This window comes from Curtobacterium sp. PsM8, assembly GCF_030433875.1.
GTDB lineage: Bacteria > Actinomycetota > Actinomycetes > Actinomycetales > Microbacteriaceae > Curtobacterium.
On sequence record NZ_JARUXD010000033.1, the window covers coordinates 1 to 20,491 of the forward strand.

Here is a 20,491-nt window from a genome sequence, read left to right on the forward strand (position 1 = left end):
GCGCGTGGGGGGGTGGGTGCGGGGGGGCCGGGGGGGGTGGGCCGCCCGCCGCCCGCCCCCCCCCCCCCCCCCCCCCCCCCCCCGGGGGGGGGCCCCCCCCCGCTCCTGGTGCCCCTCGGTTCCCGACTGCTCAGCGCTCGAGCTGGGGTGCTTGCCGCGGTCGTCTTCCTGGCGACTCCGGCAGTACTGCTCGCTGCGACGAACGGACGCTCGCAGGCGCTCGAGATGCTGGCCGCAGTCGCCGCATCCCTGCTTCTCCTCGTCGCGGCCGACCCGACCTCGGCGAGGAAGCGCTGGCACGCTTCGGCGGCGTGGGCTGGCTACGCGGTGGTCGCGTACGCCGGAGTCTTGCTGGATCTGTGGATCGTCTTCCTCATCGCCGCGCACGCGCTGACGGTCCTACTGCTCTGGTGGCGTCGAGGCCGTTCCGGCAACCGAGCGGCACTGATCGGCCTTGGGGTCATCGTCATTGTCGCCGTGTTCTCTGCGCCGTTCGCTGTCCTGGCTGCCGGTCAGAGCGGACAGATCGGCTGGTTGAAAGCACCGACCGTGTCCAGCGGCTTCCGTACCGTGTTCCGGGACGCGTCGTTCCTGTTGCCGTTGGTGCAGCAGAGCCTCCGGTGGCCGACCGTCGCAGCGATCATCAGCTGGCTGCTCGCCATCGTCGGCATCGTGTGGATGCTCCGGACTCGTCGTCTCCGTCCGGCGCTCGGGCTGCTGGTTCCGTGGTTCGTGGTGCCGCCGCTCGGGCTGCTGGTGGTGACGGTCCTGGTGTCGCCGACATTCACTGACCGGTACCTCGCGATGAGCGTCCCCGCTCTTTCCCTCCTCGTCGCTGCCGGCCTCGACGCGCTCATGCACCGACGGCTGACGGCGATCGTCGCCGTCATCGGCCTCGTGCTGCTGCTCGTGCTCGGAGGTTCCGCGTGGAAGCAGGTCCGGTGGGGGATCCCCGTCACCGCGGACTTCCACGCCGTCGCAGACGAGATCCGTACGGAACGTCTGGCCGACGGGACCGATCGGGCCGGCATCATCTACGGCAACATGGCCCGTCCGCCCACACAGCTGCGGGTGGACTACCCGCAACAACTGCAGGGCGTCACGGACCTCGGCCGCACGCCGGCGCCGCCCGCGGATGGGTTCTGGCCGACCCGTGGGGACGTCGGCGCCGCGGTCGGACGCTCTGACTCCGTGGATGTCGTCTGGTACGTCGGACAGACCAACAGCCCCGAAGTGCGCCTGGTAACCCAAGCGATCCTGGGACACGGGTACCGCCCGGCCGAAACGAACACATTCGGGGGCGTCACACTCATCGAGTTCCGCACAGCACCGTAAGACCTCGCTCGTCAACCGGTACCACCTCGGCAGGACACGGCTGCCGGTGAGGTTCAGTAACTGATGCGTCCGGTCACCAGGATCACGCCCATCAGCACGGCGAGCGTCACCGCCGGGACACCGACCCAAAGCACCACCCACATCCAGTAGCGGGCCTCACGACGATGGTCGTCATCCATGCGTCAAGTAGACCAGGTCCCGCTGTCGTGGCTCGATGACAGCCGGAGCTCAGCAGAGTCGACCGCGCCCTGGAATGTGCCGCCACACCCGCTCGTCGGTGCTTGAGGTAGTCATGAAGTTCTTCATGGTGCCGGCCTGATCTCTTGACCACGAGATCACCAGGATGCCCCTCGGTCCTGAGCTTCTCCAAGCGCTTTACCTCGGCCAAAGCGGCAACGTAGCCGGAGGGAACAGGTGTGCTTTTCATCAACACGACCACCCTGACCTACCGCACACCCGGGCGTTGCGCCGTAACGTCTCACTTAACCAAGCAACCTATGCCACAGTAGATGTGCTCTCCCCTACCGAAAGGCAGTAATACCCATGGCGCAGAAAGTCACCACCCACCTCGTCGACGACCTGACCGGCGACACCATCGAAGACGGCAAGGGCCGCACGGTCACCTTCGGGTTCGACGGCGCCAACTACGAAATCGACCTCACCGACGACAACGCAGACCAGCTCCGCGAAGCGTTCTCCGACTACATCGCTGCAGCCCGCAAGACCGGCAACCGCAGCGGCCGCGCATCCTCTGGCAGCGCGCCCAAGCGGGGCAACTCCGAGGAGCTTGGCAAGATCCGCGAGTGGGCGGCAGCTAACGGCCACGAGGTCTCCTCCCGCGGCCGGATTAGCCAGGCCGTCCGCGACGCGTACGACGCCGCGCACTGACGTCACTCCCCCATACGCGACAACGGCCGGCCACCCCTCGGGGTTGCCGGCCGTTGGCGTCCGCGCCGATAGTCGTCTCTTAAGACAACTACGCCGCTCCACTGATCTACGCTTCGCTGTGGGACTTCGTCAATTTGACGAAGACGATACCTGCTATTTGCTCGTTCCTTTGAACACGTCCGGATAGTCCGACAGTGTCGTCCAACGGGAAATTGGCCAACTCAAAACGAACGCACGGCCGACGACGTCATCTTCAGGAACGAACACCACAGGGTCACCAGCAGCGTTGTGCGCAGCCGAGTCTTCGGAGAAATACCTATTATCCCCCAAGACCCACAGCTTGTTCTTCGGCACCGTCACAGAATATTCGTATGCATCTGACGGCTTGCCTGCTGGCACATTGATATAGGGCTCGTCGAGCGGAACGCCGTTGACCGACAACTGACCCAAGCTGTTACAGCACTCGATTTTGTCACCAGGCAGCCCGATAACTCGCTTGATCAAGTGATTATTACCATCCTGGGACGCCAGGCCTACTGAAGATAGCGCCTGCTTGAATCCCGCCATCAGTGGATTTGTCGATTGTTCAGTAGTTGGTGATTCATTCGCCAACCACCCGCCTGGATCTTTGAAGACGATAACGTCTCCGCGATGCAACGGGGTTATTTTCGGGGTCAACTCATTCACGACCACCCTGTCATTTACCATCAATGTATTCATCATCGAACCGGATGGTATATAGAACGAGCGAATCAAAAAAGTCTTTACAAGAAACGACACCAGCAATGCGGCGACAAATATGATAAGGAGATCACGCAGGAATTTGAGCATGCCGTTGGGCTTCCGCTGCAATGAGGCATGGGCAGGCTCAACTGGCCCGGCGGCGTCTGTCATGGGTCCTCTTCGTACGAAGCTGTGGGGTGCCGGAATCCTACGCGACAACACACCCGGACTAGCGGGTAGTGGTCCGTAAGCCCTCCAAAATGCCGGCGGGAAGCCGACCCCCTCCTCGTCGAAGGGTACATCACCTGTCCTCCAATGAGACGACTCGCCGAAGCCCTGGCGACAGCCATACGCTGCGACCGAAATAGCTTCAGCCCATGCTCGCTTGTATCTGAAGATATTTTCAGTAATTCGGCATCGTGGCGAGAGACTGCGTTGCCACGATCTTCAAACGGCGGCACCTAGGAAAGAGTAGGCAAGTAACACCATCGCAGTTTCGCTTTTTCGTATGAGTAATCATAATCTGATAGGATAATCATGAAGAAAGTCACGCAACTCCTCGTCGGTACCGCAGTCGTCGCGGCAGCGATCATAGGCGCGGCGACCCCCGCCAACGCCGCCCAGGCGAACTGCACAAAGACCGACGAGCTCTGCAGCGCATCGATCAACGTCAGCGCCAAGAGGAGCGTAGTTTTTGCTACCTTCTTTGGCACGACCTCAGGCAAGGCCCAGTACGACGTCGTCAACGGTTCGGGTAAAGTTTTCTGTAGCGGATCGATCGGCTACAACAACAATGGTTCCTGCACCTTCCCCTCCGTTTATAGCGGAAAAGTCACCTTTATTTTCGCCAAAGGCAATTCTCGTGCCGGTTCCGTCACGGTGAGTGCCCCCTAAACTACGCACTCGACACACACACCCGTGTGTATCACGCATTACCTGGAGTCGCACTCGGCCAGCACTTCCTTTTTGCGTTGCGCCTGATTGAATAGCAGCGGCTTCTCTATTCTCATCGAATTACGGGGACTCAATGAAGATTAACCAAGTAACTCTGGCCATGGTAGCTGCAGCCACCGTCACCATAAGCATCGTCGCCGCGTCGTCGGCCAACGCTGAGCCTGTTAAGCAGCTAGGCGCTCACAATTGCGGAACCTCAAATGTTGGCATTCAGGCGCAAGTATCGTCGCTCCCAGGCGACGAAGCACAGTTCTTCGTCACTCCCGTGGGTAAGACCCGTGTGTACTTCGGATTCACTAACGGCGCTTTCAAATATCAGACCCATGTCTTTAACACCACAAACGTGAGTTCGTCGGGTTACATGGCTGACAAGATCGGGAGCGGACTCGCGTTCTGCTCGTAACGACTATCGAGGTAGCCCCCGCTCATGTTTTGAGCGGGGGCTCCTTGTTTAGAGGTCCGGCTCAGGGCATGCTCGCTCAAGAGCAGCTAGGTCACTTGGCGTCATATTTCGCAGATGTTCATAGGGCAAGAACGGATTCTTCAAGTAGTTTTGTTTGAAGTTTGGCCACGATGGCATCGGATCAATTGCCTGCCCTTGCAAAACAAGGCAGTTTCGCTCGTCGATAGTTTTTCTATACAGGTACGCCAACTCGCTGTTGGTGATTTGAGCAAGTGAGGGAAACCCTGCTTGCTTTTCGCAGCGCGCTAGTGCCTTTTGAGCAACTTTCTGAGATGACGCCCCGCTCAAAGCAGCACCATCACTTTGATCGAATCTCGCGTCAATGCCAACTTTGCGCAGACAAGCCACTACGCGCAGTTTTCCAACGCTTCGATTGAACGGCGTGTACGAGGAGACAGGAGCACTGCTCGCGCTAGTCAATTCTCGGTTTGGTCCAGACGGAGTCGTGGAGCTACACGCTGAGATTGATGTGCAGGCAACTATCCCGAGCACGAGAAGAGAGCAGGTACTAAAGCTTCTCATGTTTCAGGTACCCTCAACACCGCTCGTAGCTGTCGTAGCCGTCAGAGTCCGGGGACGGGCCAGCCGCTGTCACACTGGTGATGACAGCGGTAGTGATCGGGCCAACACTCGCGGTTGTGTGCACGACATATAGCTTAGAGCAAATCCACGCGCTCATGTACTTAACTGCAGACAACCGGCGGGGCTTAAGACCGGGTCAGCTAGTGAGCCTCGAGAGCGGTGCCCATGCGGAGTGCGGCTTCGGCGACGTGAAGAACGTCGGCGTTTCGACTCCGGCTCCGGGCGGCCGATGCCGACCAGGGCAGAAACGGTTAGGTTGTTCGGGGCAATCGCTCCTACGCGGCCGACGCTGACCAACGGGACCACTGCAGTAACCCCGAGCAACGCGAAGAGCGTCGGGAAGGGCTGCCGGCGCTTCAACCGTCCGTTCCGCGCGATGCCCTGCTGCTTATCTTGTGAGCTTCCGCGTCGTTCGGTCTCAGTCACAGCCACCCCTTCGCTCTAATCCACCACGACGCTCACGCACCGGTTGGAGCGGCTGAGAGCCACAGATCAACGATGTCGAGTCTTCTTCGATGAGCCGGGACATTGCTGCTGCCGCTCGTCCCCACAGCGCCGAACCAGAATCACGTCGAGCCGCTTCCGGAAGAGCATTCAGCAGCAGTCCGACGGCGGGCGCCGGGGACTCGGTGCACGTCTGAGTCGGTGCCGACCGGATCAGCTCCCCCCAGGCGTAGACAAGTACCGTGACTGAACCATTGAGGAGCTCGACCACGCGCAGAGGTCTGATCGCCGGAGGGGTGGGACTCGGCCTCGCCGGGGTCCTCGCGGCGTGCAGCGGCGGGTCGCCCGTGCCGACGCCGACGGGGACGCGGACCTCTGGAACGAGCGCCACGGCGACGGCTGCTGCCAGCGCCCGCCGACGGGCGCCGGCCCGGACAGCTGGGACGCCCTGGCCGCGGCGACCACCGGGGCGCTGCTCCGCTCGGGCTCCCGTGGCTGGGACGCGGCGCGGAAGCTGAAGAACGCCCGCTACGACGACGCCGACCCGCGGGGCATCCTCCGCGTGGCGAACACGGACGACGTCGTGGCTGGCCTCGCCTTCGCCCGAACACCCACACGCCGATCGCGCTGCGGTCGGGCGGGCACTCGTACACGGGATGGTCAGCCGGCGAAACGTTCTCCGACTACGTCGCCGCCGCACGCAAGACCGGCAACCGCTCCAGCCGCGCCTCCTCCGGCAGCGCCCCAAAACGTGGAAACTCCGAGGAGCTCGGCAAGATCCACGAGTGGGCCGCGGCCAACGGCTACGACGTCTCTAGCCGTGGCCGGATTAGCCAGGCGGTCCGCGACGCGTACGACGCCACACACTAACGCCGCTCTCCCTACGGCGACGGCCGGCCACCCCTTTAGGGTCGCCGGCCGTTGCCGATCGCGCTGATAGCGCGCTCTTACGTCAGGTGGAGACAGCGCCTCCGTTTACGACGGCTGTCCGTCTTCCGCCTCAGGGCGTTTCGCCTGCAGCCTGCGTCGTGGTCCGGACGTAATAGTCGCTCTACACCAGCGACCTCAAGATACTGCGAGCCCCAGTACTCAATTATAACGGCGGCACCTGCGCAAGAGAAGTAGTTGCGGTATTCCTCTTGGCTCGATCGATTCGGCGCGTCGTAGTGTCAACCCCGATGACCTCCACGTCAGTCGTGGCCACGCCTGACTGGTGCACTTCCGTAGCCCGCCGCGCACCCTTAAGCGCCACCGCGCTAGGCCGCTAAGCGCTCCTCTAGCCGTCTAATTACGGGCATTGTCGCAAAGACAGACCTATCAACTGCAAGCTCAAACAGGTGGTCCATTTTCTGGCTAACTCTTCCTGTTCCAAACTGTGCGCAGCAGAAATGTAACGCTGCCAACAAATCATGGCTGTTCACTATAACGATCCGGTCTGGCGCGGACGCTTGTTTGCTGACAGCCTCTGAAAGCGCGTCGGCGGTGATGTCGACGGGCTTCGATCGCTTCAAGGTGAGGTCAGCCAGTTCGGTAACCTGGGTTCGACCGTCTGACGCATTCATCACCAGGTGTACTGGGAAATCTGCCAGATTTAGGTTGTACGAATTAATCTTTGAGACATGTCGAGCTGCTCCGACGGCCGCGGCAGCCTCAAAAGCCAAACTAATCCCTTGGTCCGGTGATACCGACGAATCGTCGAGATAGCGGCGTGCAACCCTAACGAGCCCCTTCGGGTCCTGGGCGTGCGCATCCATGTACAGGTCGTAGAGATCGGTTGCTACGACATTAGCGGAGTAGCCACTGATTTCGCCCGTAAGTCGATCCAGGTCCGCGTCCACTAGGAACACGATTTTGGGCAGTGCTTCCATGGCCGCGGCGCTGGCTTCAAGAAGACTTTGCTTGCCGTACCCCACCATTACGTCCAACGACTCCCCGCGGAGAAAGTCCGACAACAGATTGAAGTCCGTTTCACCTTCGACCACCACACAAGCCGTGGTCGAGTGACCGCGCTCCAACATAAGCGTATTGAATAGGTCATTACCGTCAAGACTATTCAGCATCTTCGCCAGGCCCCAACTCGACTGTCCGGGACCACCACTGCCCAATAATTTGCGGCGAATGCGTGGCCACGACAAAGGAGAACCCTCGAAGTTCGGCGACTCGAGAGACATCAGCCAAAAAGCTTTTCTGCCAAGTAACGTGCAGCGAGATTTCGGGTTCGTCGATCAGCACTAACGTTCCTGGGTCCACCCGGAATAACAGGTTGTACATGAGCACTAGTTCATGCTGTTCACCTGTAGACAGGCCGCTTGCCGGGATTACGTGATTCGAACTAAGAGATCGGAGGGTCAGCCCGTCCTTCGCGTCGACCACAATAGCCTTGCGCAAGAAACGATCATTGACCAGTTCTTCAAGCAGGCTGATCCGAGCTAGAAGATCATCGAACGTGCCAAGCTTCAGAGCATTGTCCTCCAAGTACGTCGTAAGAACTGCGCGTTGCCACTCTTTCAACTCTTTGGTCGGAAGGGGCACGTCCATTTCGGCCGAGGTAAGCCCAATGTCAACAAGTCTACGCCGATGCAGATCCTGTTCCTGGTACTGCTGGCGAATATCTTCCTCGCTCAGAGCATCTTCGACATGTTGATCAATAATGCGTCGTGGAAATGACCTGTCGAGACGCTGCGATGCGAGCGAGTTCTCCGCGAGGGCCCTTTCGATGCGCTGCTTGAGGTCGCCCGCATAGGCTTCTACATTCCATTTCGGGGAAAGTTGACTGTCGATTCGGGACCCGTTTGTTGTCGAGGGAATAGTGACAAGCCTCTGAGTCTCAATCAGATAGGTCTTATTGCGTTCCAAGAACGCCTGAAGGGCAGTGGGTGCCGAAAGGCGCGACACGGGTCGTCGAGTGCGCACGTGAGGCCCATAGCGCTCCCGTAGTTCGGAGTAGCCAACGATCTCGCCATCGGACGGATCTCGCCACAAAGTGGGCGAGCCTGGAACGGGTACGTAGGGCGAAACGCGTTGAATGCGACGGCGAATCATGAGGTCTTCCTCAATAGGAGCCAGCCACTCGATGACTTCTCCGTCGTCAAAAGTACGGAGTGTATATATCACGTGCTCCGTCGAATCTTCTTCGCTATCGTCGGCTGCAGGCGTCTGGATCTTCTGTACCAGTAATTCATCCTGATTATCCGCGATCAGGGTGAGAGACGAAAACCAAGCTGTCGACAGGCGGTTCAGATCCAGGTTAATCGAGGCATTGATCAGTTCTAAGAACTTTGTTTTGCCGACACCGTTGAGGCCGTAGGCAATTGCAAACTGCCACCCTGGTTCAAGCGTGATTGTATGGTCAAATTCGCCTACGAGATCTCGTACGGCAGCAGTTGTGAGCATTGCTCCCCTTCTTGCGTAGCTCGAATCATAGTGGGATCGCCGCCCTTGCGCGTGGGGATCGGGTACTAGGAGCGCTGCTTGGTCCCACATCGCGCGCATGTCGGGAGCCGTGTCGGTACCGGTCGCCGGTCACCAACTGAGGCGGACTGCAGCGTCTTGCTGGGGTATGCCCCATCACCACGGCCCGAGCGTGGCTGAGAACCGTGGCCATAGGGTGGGTTTGAGTGGTTTCGCGACAGATTCGGCCTTGGCTCTAGACGTGTCGCAACACCCCAGAGCGCAGCGATCGCACGGCACACGCGGGGCCCGGCGGTCAGCCTGAGATCTTGCCACGCCGACCCGCGACAGGCTCGCTCTCGCGGCGGAGTGCCCGATACACCGTCGTCCGACTGACGCCGAGGACATCGCCGATCTGCGCGACCGTCATGTCCTGCTGCTCGTACAGGCGCCGGGCGGTCCGTACCTGATCGGCCGACAGCCGGGGCGGCCTCCCACCAGTTCGCCCTCGAGCTCGAGCGGCTGCGAGCCCAGCGTGAGTGCGCTCTCGGATGAGGTCACGCTCGAACTCGGCCAGGGCAGCGAAGACGTGGAACACGAGCCGCCCGCCGGGTGAGGTGGTGTCGATCGTCTCTTGCAGGGATCGGAACCCAACACCTCGCTCCCCCAGCGCCTGCAGCTGGTCGATCAGATGCCGGATCGATCGCCCGAGCCGGTCGAGCCGCCACACGACAAGGGTGTCACCCGGTCGAAGCTGATCGAGCAGCTTGGTCAGCTCGGGACGGTGCTCGAGTGATCCGGAGATCGTGTCGACCCACACCCGGTAGCAGCCGGCGGCGTTCAACGCGTCGAGCTGCAGCGCCGCATCCTGGTCGGTCGTCGACACCCGCGCGTACCCGAGAAGCTCACCCATGACTCAGAACGTAGCGGAACCCGTCGGACATCAGTGGAAACGGCACGTAGATACCGACACTGAGTTCCGCTACACGGAACGCCGGCGTGGCGCAGCGCTGACCGACCGGAGCCAGCGACGTGCCACAAACGGTCATTTGTGGCACGCGCCCGAGATTGTTTAGCGCTGACCGATTCGAGCGTTTGCTTCAGCCCAACGATTGGCTTGCTCGGGTGTGATCGCGACATACAGGGGACCGGTCGGTTCGCCGATGTCTCGTCCACTGGCGGTGGCGAGCGGCCAGGACGTCTCGTCCGGGTAGGTGGCGCGCTGGTGGACCGTCATCTTCCTGCACGCCGACCGCCACACGTTCACCACCATGCCTGATTCCGCTGCGATCGTTTCGGTCGGAAGGAACTCGCCGACGTGGCTTGCGCAGACATCGATCGCCTTCCTCCAGCGCTGGGAGGTCGCGGTCGGATTCTCGATCAGCGCGGTGAGGTTCTCCACCGACCACGGCGTGTGCTCATCGAGGGCCACTTGGGTGCCGCGCACGGCTTGGTCAGTTTCCGGCGCACCCGTCGTCAACCTGATCTCTACAGCTCCGGGGGTCGGTTCGAACCCAAGAGCCTCGAGACGTTCTCGGATGAGGTCAACGATGTCGCCGTAGTGTTCGGCGGGGATGAGATGGGGGATGTAGGTGGTTGGCATGTCGCCTCCGGCTGATCGTCTATTGCAATGCATAGTAAGCCTACTGCTGAGTGGATTGCAACAGAGAATCTAGCTGGCAGATCGGGCGACACCCTCCCAACTCCGCCACTGGACTGACTGACCACCGATGCGCCACGCGTGGCCCGGCCCAGGCTCGAGCAGGCGATCGCTGCCTGCTGGGCCGGCGACACCCTCGTGGTCACCAAGCTCGACCGGCTCGCCCGCTCTGCCGTGCACGCCAGCACGATCGCGGCCGAGCTCGCAGCCAAGGATGTGCGCCTCGGCTTCAACGGATCCGTGTACGACCCCCTGGACCCGATGGGGCGGACGATGTTCGGCATGCGGTCGGTGTTCGCGGAGTTCGAAGCGAACCTGGTCAGCGCCCGCACTCGGGAGGGCATGGCCACCGCTCGAGCGAAGGGCCGGCTGAAGGGTGGCAAGCCCAAGCTCTACCCCAAGCGCGAAGCGCTCCTGGTGTCGATGCATCGATCCGGTGACTACACCAATGGCGAGCTCGCGGAACTATTCGACGTCGCCCGCGCCACGGTCTATCGGGGGTTCAAGCGCGGGTAAGACACCGCGCCGGCGGACCTTGCACTCCCCCGCATTGAGCACTAGCGGCACCTAGTTATCGCTAGCATCTGCTATCACACGGTAGCGGATGCTGCCAGAGGGGATACCAATGGTGAGAATCGTAGGTCCGGGCGGGGACGAGGCGGACGCCAACGAGCGCCTGAACTGGCAGATGCTGATGCTGCGCTCGATCGTCGCTCACGATGAACGGGTGAGCGTCCCCGAGATCGCCCGGCCAGGATCGGAACTCCTCGCGGACGACGACATGACGGCTCCGTTTCACACGTCCCATCTGGTGCACTACGCGCTCAACGTCTCGAGTGACGCGTTGAGAACCGCCCTAGCCGTCTTGGCTGACGGCCAAGACATTCGGGTACCGATCATCGGCCTCTACCCTCTCCTCCGGACGGTCATCGAGGGCTCTGCTCTCGCGACTTGGCTGGTCGCTCCCAACGAGCAGCTCGTGCGGGTGAAACGCACCCTCGAGGCTCGACTCTCAGACCTCTCGCACGATGACAAGGCGGTCGTGGTCGCGTCGACTCCCGCGTTGACGGACGACGCCGCAGAGAGGTCCGCAAAGCAGAAGATGCGGCGTGAGAACTCGAAGCGAGTCCGTTCCGAGAAGGGTCGAATACTCGACCATGCTGCTCGCCTGGGGGTCGAGATCGACGAGCGAGGTATGCCCGGCTTCGGCCCGATCCTGGAAGCAATCGCCCCAGTCATCGGCATGAGCGTCGGGGAAGTCCGTGGCACTTGGCACTACGTGTCCGGCCTCACCCATCCGTCGCTATCACGTGCTATCAGCATGGCGAGCGTCGAAGTGAAGGAAAACAACGGGGGCGGCATCCTCACCGGGATGATGTCGGCCGACCTAGCAACCGTGGGTCTCGCGCTCGACGCGGCGATGTTGGGGTTCAAGACTGCTCTGGACGTGGTCGCAGCCCGGGGCGGGCAAGGGAACCTCACTTGGACTGGCGACGACCTTCCACCCGCGCCGAGGTTTCAGCGGGTCTGGAACGACCGCTGAGTGGCTGATGCCCCCGGATTGGGCCGGGGGCATCAGCCGACGGACACGTAGGGCGCCGGCCCTCAAACGCGATACCAGCGCCGATTTCTGACCTAGATAGCCCTTGCTATTACGTGATATCAGGGGCTATTACTTGTAAGCCACGACTAGCAGTCGCTAGTGAGTGCTACTCCATGCCGTTCTTCTCGATGTGCTCCATGCCGATCTCCATGGCTCGCAGCATGATCGCGTGATTCGGGTACCTGGTCGCCTTGCTGTAGGCCGCGATGCGGTCCCGTAGCGCTTCGTGCCCGCGCCAGCGCACAAGTGCCGTCAACGGGGCATCACCCGTGCTCTGCGCCCGAGCTTTCACCGGAATGGGCGGCTGAACTGTCGCGGGTGCCTCGGGGGGCAGAGCGTCAGCGGCAGCCCCGAATGCGGCGATCGCGGCGGGGTCTGCCTCGGTCTTCTTGTTCCGTGCGATAGGCATTAGCCGTAAACCTCCGCCGTCAGCTCCTGGATCTCAGCCCGCGCCTGCTTCGCCTTGGAGGCCGGAAGCTCCATCACCCCAAGACCAGGAGCCGCAGCGTCCCGGTATGCCTTCCGCGAGTACAGGACGGTTTCAAGGGGCTTCACCTGGGGGTACTCCACGATGAACTCGGAGACGTCTTCTGTTTCTGTCTCGTTGTGGTTCGTTGGCGCCTGGCTGAGCAAGCTACGGACCTCTAGGTCCGGGTTGAAGTCGCGAGCCGTCGAGATCACCTCGTCGAACTCTTCGAGCGTCTCGACGTCGAACTGGCTGGCTCGGAGGACAACGATCATCAGGTCCGCTGCGGTCATCGCGGTTCGCATCTCCTGGTTGTCGTCGCCGGCGACGTCGACGATCACGTGGTCGTAGAGCTTGTCGAGGTCACGCAGGGCGGCGTGCACGTTGCCCCGCTTCTCAACAAGCGTCATCGCGGGTTCGACGCCGGCGTCGACACGGCGCGCGTGCCACTTGGCAAGTGAACGCTGCTTGTCCGCGTCGACGAGAATCACGCTCTTGCCCTGATGGGCAAGCGCCGCCCCGATGTTGGTGGCCACGGTGCTCTTGCCCGGCCCCCCCTTGGTTCCTCCTACGAGGGTGATCATCGCAACCCCTTTCGCACGCCGTTGCTATCACGCACTATCTGTCGCTAGTTCAATCCAGCAGGCGATAGTGTCTGATAGCAGACTAGCACATGCCAGCAGTTGATAGCATTAGTGACTGCTTTCAACTGCTATTAACTGATATCAACTGCTTGCGGATTGCACTACGCAGCCAGCTCGAGGTCTCTGAGCTGTTGCAGGAGTCCGCGTCGGACGAACCGCATGGCCTCCTGATGGTCGGCGCGGCCGTCGCTCGAACACGGGTATGCCGGGTAGGCCTCGGGGCCGCCGTGGTCGTCGATGGATCGGAACATGACGACCTGTGTGGTGGGGGTGCGGTCGCGGCCGCGGCGGCCGGCCTTGCGGATGAGGTGGTTCTGCCACCAGGCCCAGAGGTCTCGCTCGTCGGCGTACTGCTGTTCTCGTCGCTGGAGGATCCCGTCGACGCCGAGCTGCTTGGCCACGTGGGTTCGGAAGTCCTGGAGCCGTCGCCGCCAGCCGGTGGGTGTGGCGATCGCGAGGGTCCACCGGCGCATGCGTGCGAGTGCTGCTCGTGCGCGGCCGCGGGGGAGTCCTGCACGGTCAGCGACAACCTCGGGCGCGTGCTCGTCGGTGCTCAGGCTCTCGTAGACGCGGCGGGCTGTTGGTCCGAGTCCTGCACGGGTGAAGACATCGTGCCGTCCGGCGTCGAACCGGTCTTCCAGCACGTCCAGGAGGGTAACTCTCACGTCGAAGAGGTCGCCCGGGGGGCGGGCGGTCACATTGTGAAGTGGCCCGACATGTACAGCGGGTGTGGAAAACCGGTCTGTGAGCCGCCAGACGGCCGAGTTGGGGCCGTCGGCCTGACGTCGGCGGGTGATCCAGCCAGCGGCGTGGAGGCGGCGCAGGGAACGGTCGACGGTGCTCGAGGGGATCCCGGTGGCGATCGCCACGGACCGGAGGGCGGCGCCGACGTCGCGGGAGCCGGAACGCAGGGACAGCCAGGCGAGGTAGGTCAAGACGGTGCTGTCGTGCAGGTCCGCCTCAGTGCGGGTCCACCGGCCGGGGGAGGCGGTGAACGCCTGCAGCATGGCCTCGACGACGTCGACGATGCCGGCAAGCTGGGTGAGGTCGCGTTGTTCGCGTTCCTCGGGCGCGTACCGGTACAGCACCGCCCGCTCCTGCGCCTTCACCCACTGCCGCTCGAGGCGCGCAGCCGCCTCGGCCGCGGTGCGGGGCTCACGGCCGCCGGTGGGGCGGTTGCGGGTGCGGTAGTGCTCCATGCCGGGGGAAGTCTTCGCGGCGTGCTCGACGTCGGCGAGGGTCCACCCGGACACCGCGGCCGCGAGCAGGCACAGGTAGCCGGTGCGGGACGGGTCGCGGCCGCCGGCAACGGTGGCCATGTGCGCCTCACCCCACGCCGGCAGCGACCGGTGCACCCGGTGATGGGCGTCGACAGGACCGGTGGGGGAGGAGTCCGCGGGATCCACGGTCGGACGGAGCTCGCGGAACGCCGCAGTGACACGGAGCAGGTCGCCGGCGGTGACGGCCGGGGTGCGGAGCACGTCGACGTCGTCGGCGCCGCCCATCACCTCCGACGCGCCACCACGTGCGTGCGGGGTCAGGGGCGGACGGACGGCGCCGGTGCGGTCGTTGCAGAGCAGCCCGTGGTCAAGGGACGGCAGGACAGCTCGTGCAGCGCCGGCGAGCTGCACCATCGTGGCCTTGTCGACGCCGGCGAGGGGCACCCACACGTGGAACCCGCCCGTAGGGCTCGAACGGCACACCACGTGCGGCACCTGCGCGTCGCGGAGGATCCGGACCAGTACGCCCAGGTCCTCGGCCGCCTGGTCGAAGTCCTCGGGGGTCTTCGCGTCGAGGTCGAACGCGGCGAACCAGAACCGTCCGTCAAGGTCGGTGAGATCGATCGTCCACGGCGTCGACGGGGGAGTGTGCCCTGCAGTCGGGAACTTCGACGGGTAGCTGTTCGAGTGGATCGTCCCGTCGGCCTCCGCGATCATGCGATTCACGTACCGGCGAGGCGCGATCGAACGCGTCAACGCCCAGGCGCTATCCCGAGAGGACACGCGGGCAGATTGATCTGTACGGGGCGCAGCAACGTGCGTTACGATGGCGACACCTCCTCCTCTCGGGGTGGCGGTACGACGAAGGCTCCCGGCTTCAACCGGGCTTCTTCTTCGGAACTCTCACAACCTGATTTGTTTGGCGACTAGGCAGGTTGTGAACATGACTTGGGGCTCAGCCCCGGACCCCCGCCTCGTGCGGGGGTTCTGTCGTTTAAGCGGCTGGGTCAGCGACCTCCTGGTGATCGACTGCAGCGGTGCCGAGAATCGGCAGCGCGCCTCGCTCGTCCTCGAACTGACGACGCAGCTTCTCGAGGTAGAGCGAGAAGGACAGGTCGCCGGATGCTCGCGCGGCGCGCTCGTAAGCGGCGGCGGTATCGGAAGCAAGAGCGAGCCCAGGGCGGACAGTCTTCTGTCCGCGCGGGAGGCGATTGCGCTTCACACCTGCGTTGGATCCGGCCATAGGCACGATTCTGGTGTTAACGCCGTACTTAGGTCCGTCACTGATCCCGGTGTGTCGGATTCTGGGTGTTCTCACCTCGCGACCTGAGTTCCCGGCTGGGTTCCAGCCGGGCCAAGCGAGAGTGATCCATGTGCAGACCGATCGTTCCACCCTAGCGGCTCCCTCGCCGCACCCCAGCGCGACCAAGGAATCCGCCAAGCCTCGAATCGGGCGGGCGTGGGTCTGGTTCATCTTGGCCGGGGCAGTCGCGGTCGGGATCATCAACGTGGTCGCCATCGCTCTCAGGGGCTAGGTTGCGGAGCATTCGGCACGGTTGCAAATTAGCAACACTGCTGTATCTTTGCAAGGAGGCCTGGACCCGGCGCCTGCTAGCGTTTTTGAGTGGAACCAATGAGCGAATCCTCCGCACAAGCCCTGCATGGAGCGCTTGCCGCCGAGCTGCGGGCAGCGCAAGGCGTCGCGCATGTCAACGTGCGCGCGTGGGCTGAACACTCGTCGATCACCCACGACACGATCTACAGAATCCTGAACGGGAAGCGCCCGGTGACGGTCGTCGAGCTGGTCACGTTGTGCCGGGCAATCGACGACGATCCGCTCGAGCTCTTGGGCCGTGCCGCTAAGCGCGCCGGCCTGGATCTGGCCGACGACGTTGACGAGGTGGTTCGGTCGGACCGAGCGCGGCTCGCACTCGAAGCTGCAGGGCTCTGGGGAAATCTCGATGAGTCGTACACGAAGGCACGTGCTGCTCTGAGCAAGACGGGACACCTGCTGTCGCTGCGCGAGTGGCGAGCGTTCGTCGACGGCGCCGGCTCGCACTCATTGGTCGTCGCACTCGCTGACTTCCTCGAGGTGCCGGCGGACTACCTCCTGGGGCAAACGCCCGAGGACGAGGCGCAGCGAATCGACGCCCAACTGGGGTTCGCGAAGTCGATGCGATCGTTCGGCGTCACACAGATCGCCGCTCGCTCCCTCGACGAGTTGGAGCCGGAGGAGATGGCGACGGTGGAGTCTGCGATCCGCGCGCTGATCGACAAAGAAGAGGGTCCCCGATCCTAGACAAGTGAGTGCTCCCTGCGGGGGAGTGCTGGACGGGAGACATGATGCTAGGACGCCGCAGGGGGCAGGCCGCCCACGAGCCGGTCGCGGCGATCGCTGCGGCCCTGGTGTGGAACACGCCTCTGCCCGAAGAAGCGTCCTTCGAGCACCTGTGTGCCGCTGTCTCGGAGATCTACGGTCGGCGGCTTGTCTTCGCCGAGACCGACGCCCCGCTCCGGGCAACCACCGGCGTCTTGTTCGAGGCGAAGACCTTCACCGGGATCATCGTCGCGGCCCAGGACAGCTACTACTACAGCTTCCTGAGCCGCATGCACGAGCTCTGCCACCTGATCGTCCGGAGCGCCCCAGCCACTTGGTTCCCGCCCGGCACCACCAGGCCGCGGCAGCCGGACCCCGAGTCTCGGATGTTCCTCCGCCTGTGCCCACGGAACAGCTCAGAGTCGGGCGACGCTGAGTCGGTCCGAGAAGAGTTGATCGTGGAGGAGATGGCGCGCATGTTCACCCGCCGGTTCACCACTTACGCGGACACGACGGAAGAGGAGCACTTCGGGTGATCCAAAGCGTATGTCTCCTGGTCCTCATCGCGGTCGTCGTGATCCGGCACCGATCATGGCGAAAGCCCGCATGGTGGGCCACCGTCTTCGCAGCAGTGTCGCTCGCCACCTACGGAGTCATCGGCGCTCCACCCCTGGTGCTCGACGGCCTCCTCGGTTCCCGGAACCTCCTGACGCTCGTCCGTGACGCCTCGGCCGTCGCGGCACTGGCGCTGTTCCACAACGCCGTCGCGGCCGAACGCGGGTTCCAGCGCCGGCGGCTGCCATTGTGGGCGGTCGTCGCGGCGGTCGTCGCGTTCTCGGTCCCGTTCCTGCTCATCACAGCACCCGCAGGGGACGCCTCACACTTCGTACTCGACCGTCTCGACCAGTCAGCCGTGTGGCTGTTCGCGACGCTGTACACGGCGATCATGGGCGCCCTCAGCGCCCACACGATCGGGATGCTGGCGGAGCGGAGAACGATCCCCACAGTGCTCTGGGTCATCGGGCTGTCCCTGATGCTCGTCAGCGACGTCGTCGAAGTCATTTACCTCGGCATCGCCCACTTCGCGCCGGTCTCAGAGGCGTTCCGAGAGCACTTCTACTACGTGGCCAAGGAGCCGTTCTTCTCCGGCATCATCATCGCCGTGGGTGGGTTCTTCTGGATCCTCGGCGCCCGCAGCTTCTGGCGGGCAGCCGCTGGATGGACCGTCCGTATCGATGCCCGTGGACACGGCCCCAGCTACCGAGAGGGGCGGGTAGCGCTCGTGCGTCCGGGCGGGTGGTCAAACCGGCAGCTGGCGTTCGACTCGGCCGCGAACGTCCGGGACCGCGTCAGGGTCGGGGTGCAGGAGCTCTCGCCGACCGAGCGCATCGTGTTCGGTCTCATCGAACGAACGCTGTCCAGAAAGCTCGGAGAGGTCATCCCCTGATGCTCGCCCTCATCATCATCGTGGCGGTCGTCGTTCTCGCCGCGGCGTACGCGGCGGCCGCGCTGTTTCTCGCCCGCGCGGTGGTCTTCCCGCAACGTGCTCGGCCAACCAAGATCGTGAGCGTTGGTGACGATGGCCAGAGCGTCGTCCTCTCGAGCAACCCGCTCACGAGGTTCGACGGGATTCTCGGGCTGCTGTACGAGAACGAGACGAAGCTGACCGTACTGGCCCCCGGCGCGAAGGTTGCAGGCGACGGCAGCACAGTGACACGGCATCTCGCGGAACCTGCTCCGCTCGAGCGAGGCACCGATGGCCGTGCCGCGGGGAACGTGTTTACCGCGGTCAACGTCGCCGAGACCGAACCGGTGGACGTCGTGATCGACACTGACCACGCGCCTCAGCCCGCATGGTTGTACGCCGGCGTCGGCACGAACTCATCGACGTGGGTTCTCCACGTGCACGGCATGCTCGCCGGCCGCGACTCCGCCCTCCGAAGTGTGCGCGCCCTCGCCGGCACTGGCTACACGTCGCTCGTGGTCTCGTACCGCGGCGACCGTGAGGCGGCAGGGGAGGGGCGTACACCCTCGACGCTCGGACAGGCAGAGTGGCGTGATCTTGACTCCGCGATCGCGTACGCGCGTTCGCGAGGTGCAGCCCGCATCATCGTCGTTGGTTGGTCGCTGGGCGCGACCGTGGCGCTTGAGGAGGCGGAACACGGGCCGCAGGGCGCCGCGATCGACGCACTGGTGCTCGTGTCGCCAGTCGTGAGCTGGGCGCGCACCATCCACTACGGCATGGCCCGCCAGCGCGTTCCCCACTGGCTCGCGTCGTCAGCGATCGCTTTGCTGTCCTCACGGCTCGGTGCGCGCCTGCTTGGACTGCCGGTGACGCTGAGCCTGTCCGAGGCACTGCCGGTCCCTGGCGTACCGACATTGGTCATCCACTCAGACGGCGACCTGACCACCCCCTTCGCCGCATCCCGCGCCTTCGCCGCGAGCTCGCCCCTCGTCGACCTGGTGCAGTTCCCATCGAGTCCGCACGCGATGGAGTGGAACGCGGATCCGGAGCGCTTTGCTGCCAACACGCGCGACTGGATCGTTGCGATTCCGCGACAGGCAGGCACCGGAACCGAGAAGTAGCCCAAACGGGGGCCAACTCATTGCGTTGATCTTGCAAATCTGCAACACTCACAGTCATGAGTGGTGCAGTGAACGCGCACGACGAGGGCGAACCGACCGACGCCCCTCGCGCTTGCCCCGCATGTGGCAGCGAGAAGCTCGGCACTCGGTTCTGTACCGAGTGCTCAAGTGAACTGGTTCCCCCGGTCACAGTTACGCATGCGTTCGGCCCGATGTGGGCAGTTAACGGCCACGTCCTAACTGTCCCCATGGGAGAAGACGTCCGACGGGCAGTGCTTGATGCGGTCACCAACCTCGTCGATGCGACCGCCCCCGTACGCGTCGTCGTGGCTGACGGTGCGCTCGTGACCAAGGTGGTCCTCCGGCTCGACGGAAGCTCCGTCGCCGAGGGCGCTGACGCAAGCTCCTGGGCCGGCCCAGGCCGGGCAGACGTCCCGCCTGCAGTCGACGCGCAGCCGACGTCGATCGTGGGCGTGCACTCCGGGTGCGGTGCGAGCACGTGGTCCCTCCTCCTCGGCCTTCCCGAGGGGCAGCTCACCGACGTGCTCACCGAGCCAGTCATCTTGGCCTGCCGGTCGACCCCTGTGGGCATCAACGCTGCCAAGGCGGCGGTCCGGGGGCTCGGTAGGGGCGCCGTAGCTGCCGTCCTCGTGGTCGCCGATGCACCGGGTCGGCCGATTCCGGACGCCGCCCGCGAGCAACGTGTGCTCGCCGGCGCGGTACCCGTCGTGCCCGTGCCGTGGATGCCTCGCCTTCGCGCGGTGGCAGAAATCTCCCCTGCACTGGTCGGGCAGCTCGCCAGACCAGTGCAACGGGTTACCAAGGCGCTCCAGGGGGCGCAGTCAAACAAGGAGAAGGCCGAATGATCAGCAACGCCATCTACGCCGTCGTCGCAAAGTCACCGCGGCTCGTCGACGCCACCAACCGCGCCGGCATGGTCGTCGCACAGGCGTACTGCATGCCCGGGAAGGCGCAGGACGCCCTCGACACCGCGACACTCTGGACGCGCATCGTCGCGATCGCGCTGGGCGTCATCGCGCTGATCATGCTCGGCATCGGCATGTTCTTCGCCGGTAAGCGCCACGATGGCGGCGAGATGCTCAAGCAGCTCGGCTGGTGGATCGGTGGCGCAACCATGATCGGGGCAGCAGTGGGGATCGCCTCGATCTTCATCGGCTCGATCTCCTCGAACTGCAAGCCGATCCCCGGCGCGTAA

Annotated in this window: 23 protein-coding genes; 13 read left to right on the forward strand and 10 right to left on the reverse strand. The window is 63.6% G+C overall.

Annotated elements, in window-relative coordinates; genetic code table 11:
• Positions 1-147: 147 nt before the first annotated feature.
• On the forward strand, positions 148-1,335 hold the full coding sequence (locus tag QCD68_RS09355; RefSeq protein WP_301222814.1) for a hypothetical protein: 1,188 nt from the start codon (positions 148-150) through the stop codon (positions 1,333-1,335).
• 53 nt (positions 1,336-1,388) lie between these two features.
• On the opposite strand, the gene QCD68_RS09360 is transcribed toward QCD68_RS09355, so the two are convergent.
• Positions 1,389-1,514, reverse strand: a complete 126-nt coding sequence (locus QCD68_RS09360; RefSeq protein WP_301222815.1) for a hypothetical protein — start codon at positions 1,512-1,514, stop codon at positions 1,389-1,391.
• A 364-nt stretch (positions 1,515-1,878) separates the two neighbouring features.
• Between QCD68_RS09360 and QCD68_RS09365 the strand changes: the two genes are divergently transcribed.
• Positions 1,879-2,223 carry a histone-like nucleoid-structuring protein Lsr2 gene (locus QCD68_RS09365; protein ID WP_301222816.1) on the forward strand — a complete coding sequence of 115 codons (345 nt, stop codon included), beginning with the start codon at positions 1,879-1,881 and terminating at the stop codon, positions 2,221-2,223.
• A 153-nt stretch (positions 2,224-2,376) separates the two neighbouring features.
• On the opposite strand, the gene lepB is transcribed toward QCD68_RS09365, so the two are convergent.
• Positions 2,377-3,117, reverse strand: coding sequence for a signal peptidase I (gene lepB, locus QCD68_RS09370; RefSeq protein ID WP_367316831.1), 741 nt, complete (start codon positions 3,115-3,117; stop codon positions 2,377-2,379).
• Between the two features lie 366 nt (positions 3,118-3,483).
• Here lepB and QCD68_RS09375 point away from each other — a divergent pair, with 366 nt between their 5' ends.
• The 3 genes from QCD68_RS09375 (at position 3,484) to QCD68_RS09385 (ending at position 6,259) form a co-directional block, all read left to right on the forward strand.
• Positions 3,484-3,840 (forward strand): hypothetical protein, encoded by a 357-nt coding sequence (locus QCD68_RS09375; protein ID WP_301222817.1) that lies wholly within the window; start codon positions 3,484-3,486, stop codon positions 3,838-3,840.
• Between the two features lie 133 nt (positions 3,841-3,973).
• On the forward strand, positions 3,974-4,303 hold the full coding sequence (locus QCD68_RS09380) for a hypothetical protein (RefSeq protein WP_301222818.1): 330 nt from the start codon (positions 3,974-3,976) through the stop codon (positions 4,301-4,303).
• 1,713 nt (positions 4,304-6,016) lie between these two features.
• Positions 6,017-6,259, forward strand: coding sequence for an Lsr2 family DNA-binding protein (locus QCD68_RS09385; RefSeq protein WP_301222852.1), 243 nt, complete (start codon positions 6,017-6,019; stop codon positions 6,257-6,259).
• Between the two features lie 386 nt (positions 6,260-6,645).
• Here the strand turns inward: QCD68_RS09385 and QCD68_RS09390 are convergent, their stop codons facing one another.
• The 4 genes from QCD68_RS09390 to QCD68_RS09405 form a co-directional block, all read right to left on the reverse strand.
• Complete coding sequence (locus QCD68_RS09390) at positions 6,646-7,371, reverse strand: hypothetical protein (protein WP_301222819.1); 726 nt, start codon at positions 7,369-7,371, stop codon at positions 6,646-6,648.
• Between the two features lie 67 nt (positions 7,372-7,438).
• Positions 7,439-8,782 (reverse strand): AAA family ATPase, encoded by a 1,344-nt coding sequence (locus QCD68_RS09395; protein ID WP_301222820.1) that lies wholly within the window; start codon positions 8,780-8,782, stop codon positions 7,439-7,441.
• Positions 8,783-9,095: 313 nt separating this feature from the next.
• Positions 9,096-9,692 (reverse strand): recombinase family protein, encoded by a 597-nt coding sequence (locus tag QCD68_RS09400; protein ID WP_301222821.1) that lies wholly within the window; start codon positions 9,690-9,692, stop codon positions 9,096-9,098.
• 159 nt (positions 9,693-9,851) lie between these two features.
• A complete protein-coding gene (locus QCD68_RS09405) occupies positions 9,852-10,382 on the reverse strand; it encodes a hypothetical protein (protein ID WP_301222822.1) in 531 nt (176 codons plus the stop codon).
• Between the two features lie 138 nt (positions 10,383-10,520).
• Between QCD68_RS09405 and QCD68_RS09410 the strand changes: the two genes are divergently transcribed.
• Both QCD68_RS09410 and QCD68_RS09415 read left to right on the forward strand, forming a co-directional pair.
• Positions 10,521-10,955 (forward strand): recombinase family protein, encoded by a 435-nt coding sequence (locus tag QCD68_RS09410; RefSeq protein WP_301222823.1) that lies wholly within the window; start codon positions 10,521-10,523, stop codon positions 10,953-10,955.
• A 109-nt stretch (positions 10,956-11,064) separates the two neighbouring features.
• The gene (locus tag QCD68_RS09415) at positions 11,065-11,982 is read left to right on the forward strand and encodes a hypothetical protein (RefSeq protein ID WP_301222824.1); all 918 of its coding nucleotides are present in this window, start codon (positions 11,065-11,067) and stop codon (positions 11,980-11,982) included.
• Positions 11,983-12,148: 166 nt separating this feature from the next.
• Here QCD68_RS09415 and QCD68_RS09420 read toward each other — a convergent pair whose 3' ends face one another.
• The 4 genes from QCD68_RS09420 to QCD68_RS09435 form a co-directional block, all read right to left on the reverse strand.
• On the reverse strand, positions 12,149-12,451 hold the full coding sequence (locus QCD68_RS09420) for a hypothetical protein (RefSeq protein WP_301222825.1): 303 nt from the start codon (positions 12,449-12,451) through the stop codon (positions 12,149-12,151).
• Positions 12,451-13,092, reverse strand: coding sequence for an AAA family ATPase (locus tag QCD68_RS09425; protein WP_131881544.1), 642 nt, complete (start codon positions 13,090-13,092; stop codon positions 12,451-12,453). Before QCD68_RS09425 ends, QCD68_RS09420 begins: the two co-directional genes overlap by 1 nt.
• A gap of 161 nt (positions 13,093-13,253) precedes the next feature.
• Complete coding sequence (locus QCD68_RS09430; RefSeq protein WP_301222826.1) at positions 13,254-15,089, reverse strand: hypothetical protein; 1,836 nt, start codon at positions 15,087-15,089, stop codon at positions 13,254-13,256.
• Positions 15,090-15,366: 277 nt separating this feature from the next.
• Positions 15,367-15,615 (reverse strand): hypothetical protein, encoded by a 249-nt coding sequence (locus tag QCD68_RS09435; protein ID WP_301222827.1) that lies wholly within the window; start codon positions 15,613-15,615, stop codon positions 15,367-15,369.
• A 390-nt stretch (positions 15,616-16,005) separates the two neighbouring features.
• On the opposite strand from QCD68_RS09435, the gene QCD68_RS09440 reads away from it, so the two are divergent.
• From QCD68_RS09440 to QCD68_RS09465, 6 genes are all read left to right on the forward strand, one after another.
• Positions 16,006-16,671, forward strand: a complete 666-nt coding sequence (locus QCD68_RS09440) for an XRE family transcriptional regulator (RefSeq protein WP_301222828.1) — start codon at positions 16,006-16,008, stop codon at positions 16,669-16,671.
• Between the two features lie 41 nt (positions 16,672-16,712).
• A complete protein-coding gene (locus tag QCD68_RS09445) occupies positions 16,713-17,225 on the forward strand; it encodes a hypothetical protein (RefSeq protein WP_301222829.1) in 513 nt (170 codons plus the stop codon).
• Positions 17,222-18,136 carry a hypothetical protein gene (locus tag QCD68_RS09450; protein ID WP_301222830.1) on the forward strand — a complete coding sequence of 305 codons (915 nt, stop codon included), beginning with the start codon at positions 17,222-17,224 and terminating at the stop codon, positions 18,134-18,136. The genes QCD68_RS09445 and QCD68_RS09450 overlap by 4 nt, the downstream gene beginning before the upstream one ends.
• On the forward strand, positions 18,136-19,275 hold the full coding sequence (locus QCD68_RS09455) for an alpha/beta hydrolase family protein (RefSeq protein WP_301222831.1): 1,140 nt from the start codon (positions 18,136-18,138) through the stop codon (positions 19,273-19,275). Before QCD68_RS09450 ends, QCD68_RS09455 begins: the two co-directional genes overlap by 1 nt.
• A gap of 248 nt (positions 19,276-19,523) precedes the next feature.
• Positions 19,524-20,141 (forward strand): hypothetical protein, encoded by a 618-nt coding sequence (locus QCD68_RS09460; RefSeq protein ID WP_301222832.1) that lies wholly within the window; start codon positions 19,524-19,526, stop codon positions 20,139-20,141.
• On the forward strand, positions 20,138-20,491 hold the full coding sequence (locus QCD68_RS09465; protein ID WP_301222833.1) for a TrbC/VirB2 family protein: 354 nt from the start codon (positions 20,138-20,140) through the stop codon (positions 20,489-20,491). The genes QCD68_RS09460 and QCD68_RS09465 overlap by 4 nt, the downstream gene beginning before the upstream one ends.

Bases quoted from the DNA above. Each gene is read 5' to 3' on its own strand.
- QCD68_RS09445 (WP_301222829.1), top strand. From the start codon at position 16,713: ATGATGCTAGGACGCCGCAGGGGGCAGGCCGCCCACGAGCCGGTCGCG.
- lepB (WP_367316831.1), bottom strand. From the start codon at position 3,117: ATGACAGACGCCGCCGGGCCAGTTGAGCCTGCCCATGCCTCATTGCAG.
- QCD68_RS09435 (WP_301222827.1), bottom strand. From the start codon at position 15,615: ATGGCCGGATCCAACGCAGGTGTGAAGCGCAATCGCCTCCCGCGCGGA.
- QCD68_RS09365 (WP_301222816.1), top strand. From the start codon at position 1,879: ATGGCGCAGAAAGTCACCACCCACCTCGTCGACGACCTGACCGGCGAC.
- QCD68_RS09395 (WP_301222820.1), bottom strand. From the start codon at position 8,782: ATGCTCACAACTGCTGCCGTACGAGATCTCGTAGGCGAATTTGACCAT.
- QCD68_RS09460 (WP_301222832.1), top strand. From the start codon at position 19,524: ATGGGAGAAGACGTCCGACGGGCAGTGCTTGATGCGGTCACCAACCTC.
- QCD68_RS09420 (WP_301222825.1), bottom strand. From the start codon at position 12,451: ATGCCTATCGCACGGAACAAGAAGACCGAGGCAGACCCCGCCGCGATC.
- QCD68_RS09375 (WP_301222817.1), top strand. From the start codon at position 3,484: ATGAAGAAAGTCACGCAACTCCTCGTCGGTACCGCAGTCGTCGCGGCA.
- QCD68_RS09400 (WP_301222821.1), bottom strand. From the start codon at position 9,692: ATGGGTGAGCTTCTCGGGTACGCGCGGGTGTCGACGACCGACCAGGAT.
- QCD68_RS09455 (WP_301222831.1), top strand. From the start codon at position 18,136: ATGCTCGCCCTCATCATCATCGTGGCGGTCGTCGTTCTCGCCGCGGCG.
- QCD68_RS09380 (WP_301222818.1), top strand. From the start codon at position 3,974: ATGAAGATTAACCAAGTAACTCTGGCCATGGTAGCTGCAGCCACCGTC.
- QCD68_RS09360 (WP_301222815.1), bottom strand. From the start codon at position 1,514: ATGGATGACGACCATCGTCGTGAGGCCCGCTACTGGATGTGGGTGGTG.
- QCD68_RS09405 (WP_301222822.1), bottom strand. From the start codon at position 10,382: ATGCCAACCACCTACATCCCCCATCTCATCCCCGCCGAACACTACGGC.
- QCD68_RS09425 (WP_131881544.1), bottom strand. From the start codon at position 13,092: ATGATCACCCTCGTAGGAGGAACCAAGGGGGGGCCGGGCAAGAGCACC.
- QCD68_RS09415 (WP_301222824.1), top strand. From the start codon at position 11,065: ATGGTGAGAATCGTAGGTCCGGGCGGGGACGAGGCGGACGCCAACGAG.
- QCD68_RS09465 (WP_301222833.1), top strand. From the start codon at position 20,138: ATGATCAGCAACGCCATCTACGCCGTCGTCGCAAAGTCACCGCGGCTC.
- QCD68_RS09430 (WP_301222826.1), bottom strand. From the start codon at position 15,089: ATGATCGCGGAGGCCGACGGGACGATCCACTCGAACAGCTACCCGTCG.
- QCD68_RS09440 (WP_301222828.1), top strand. From the start codon at position 16,006: ATGAGCGAATCCTCCGCACAAGCCCTGCATGGAGCGCTTGCCGCCGAG.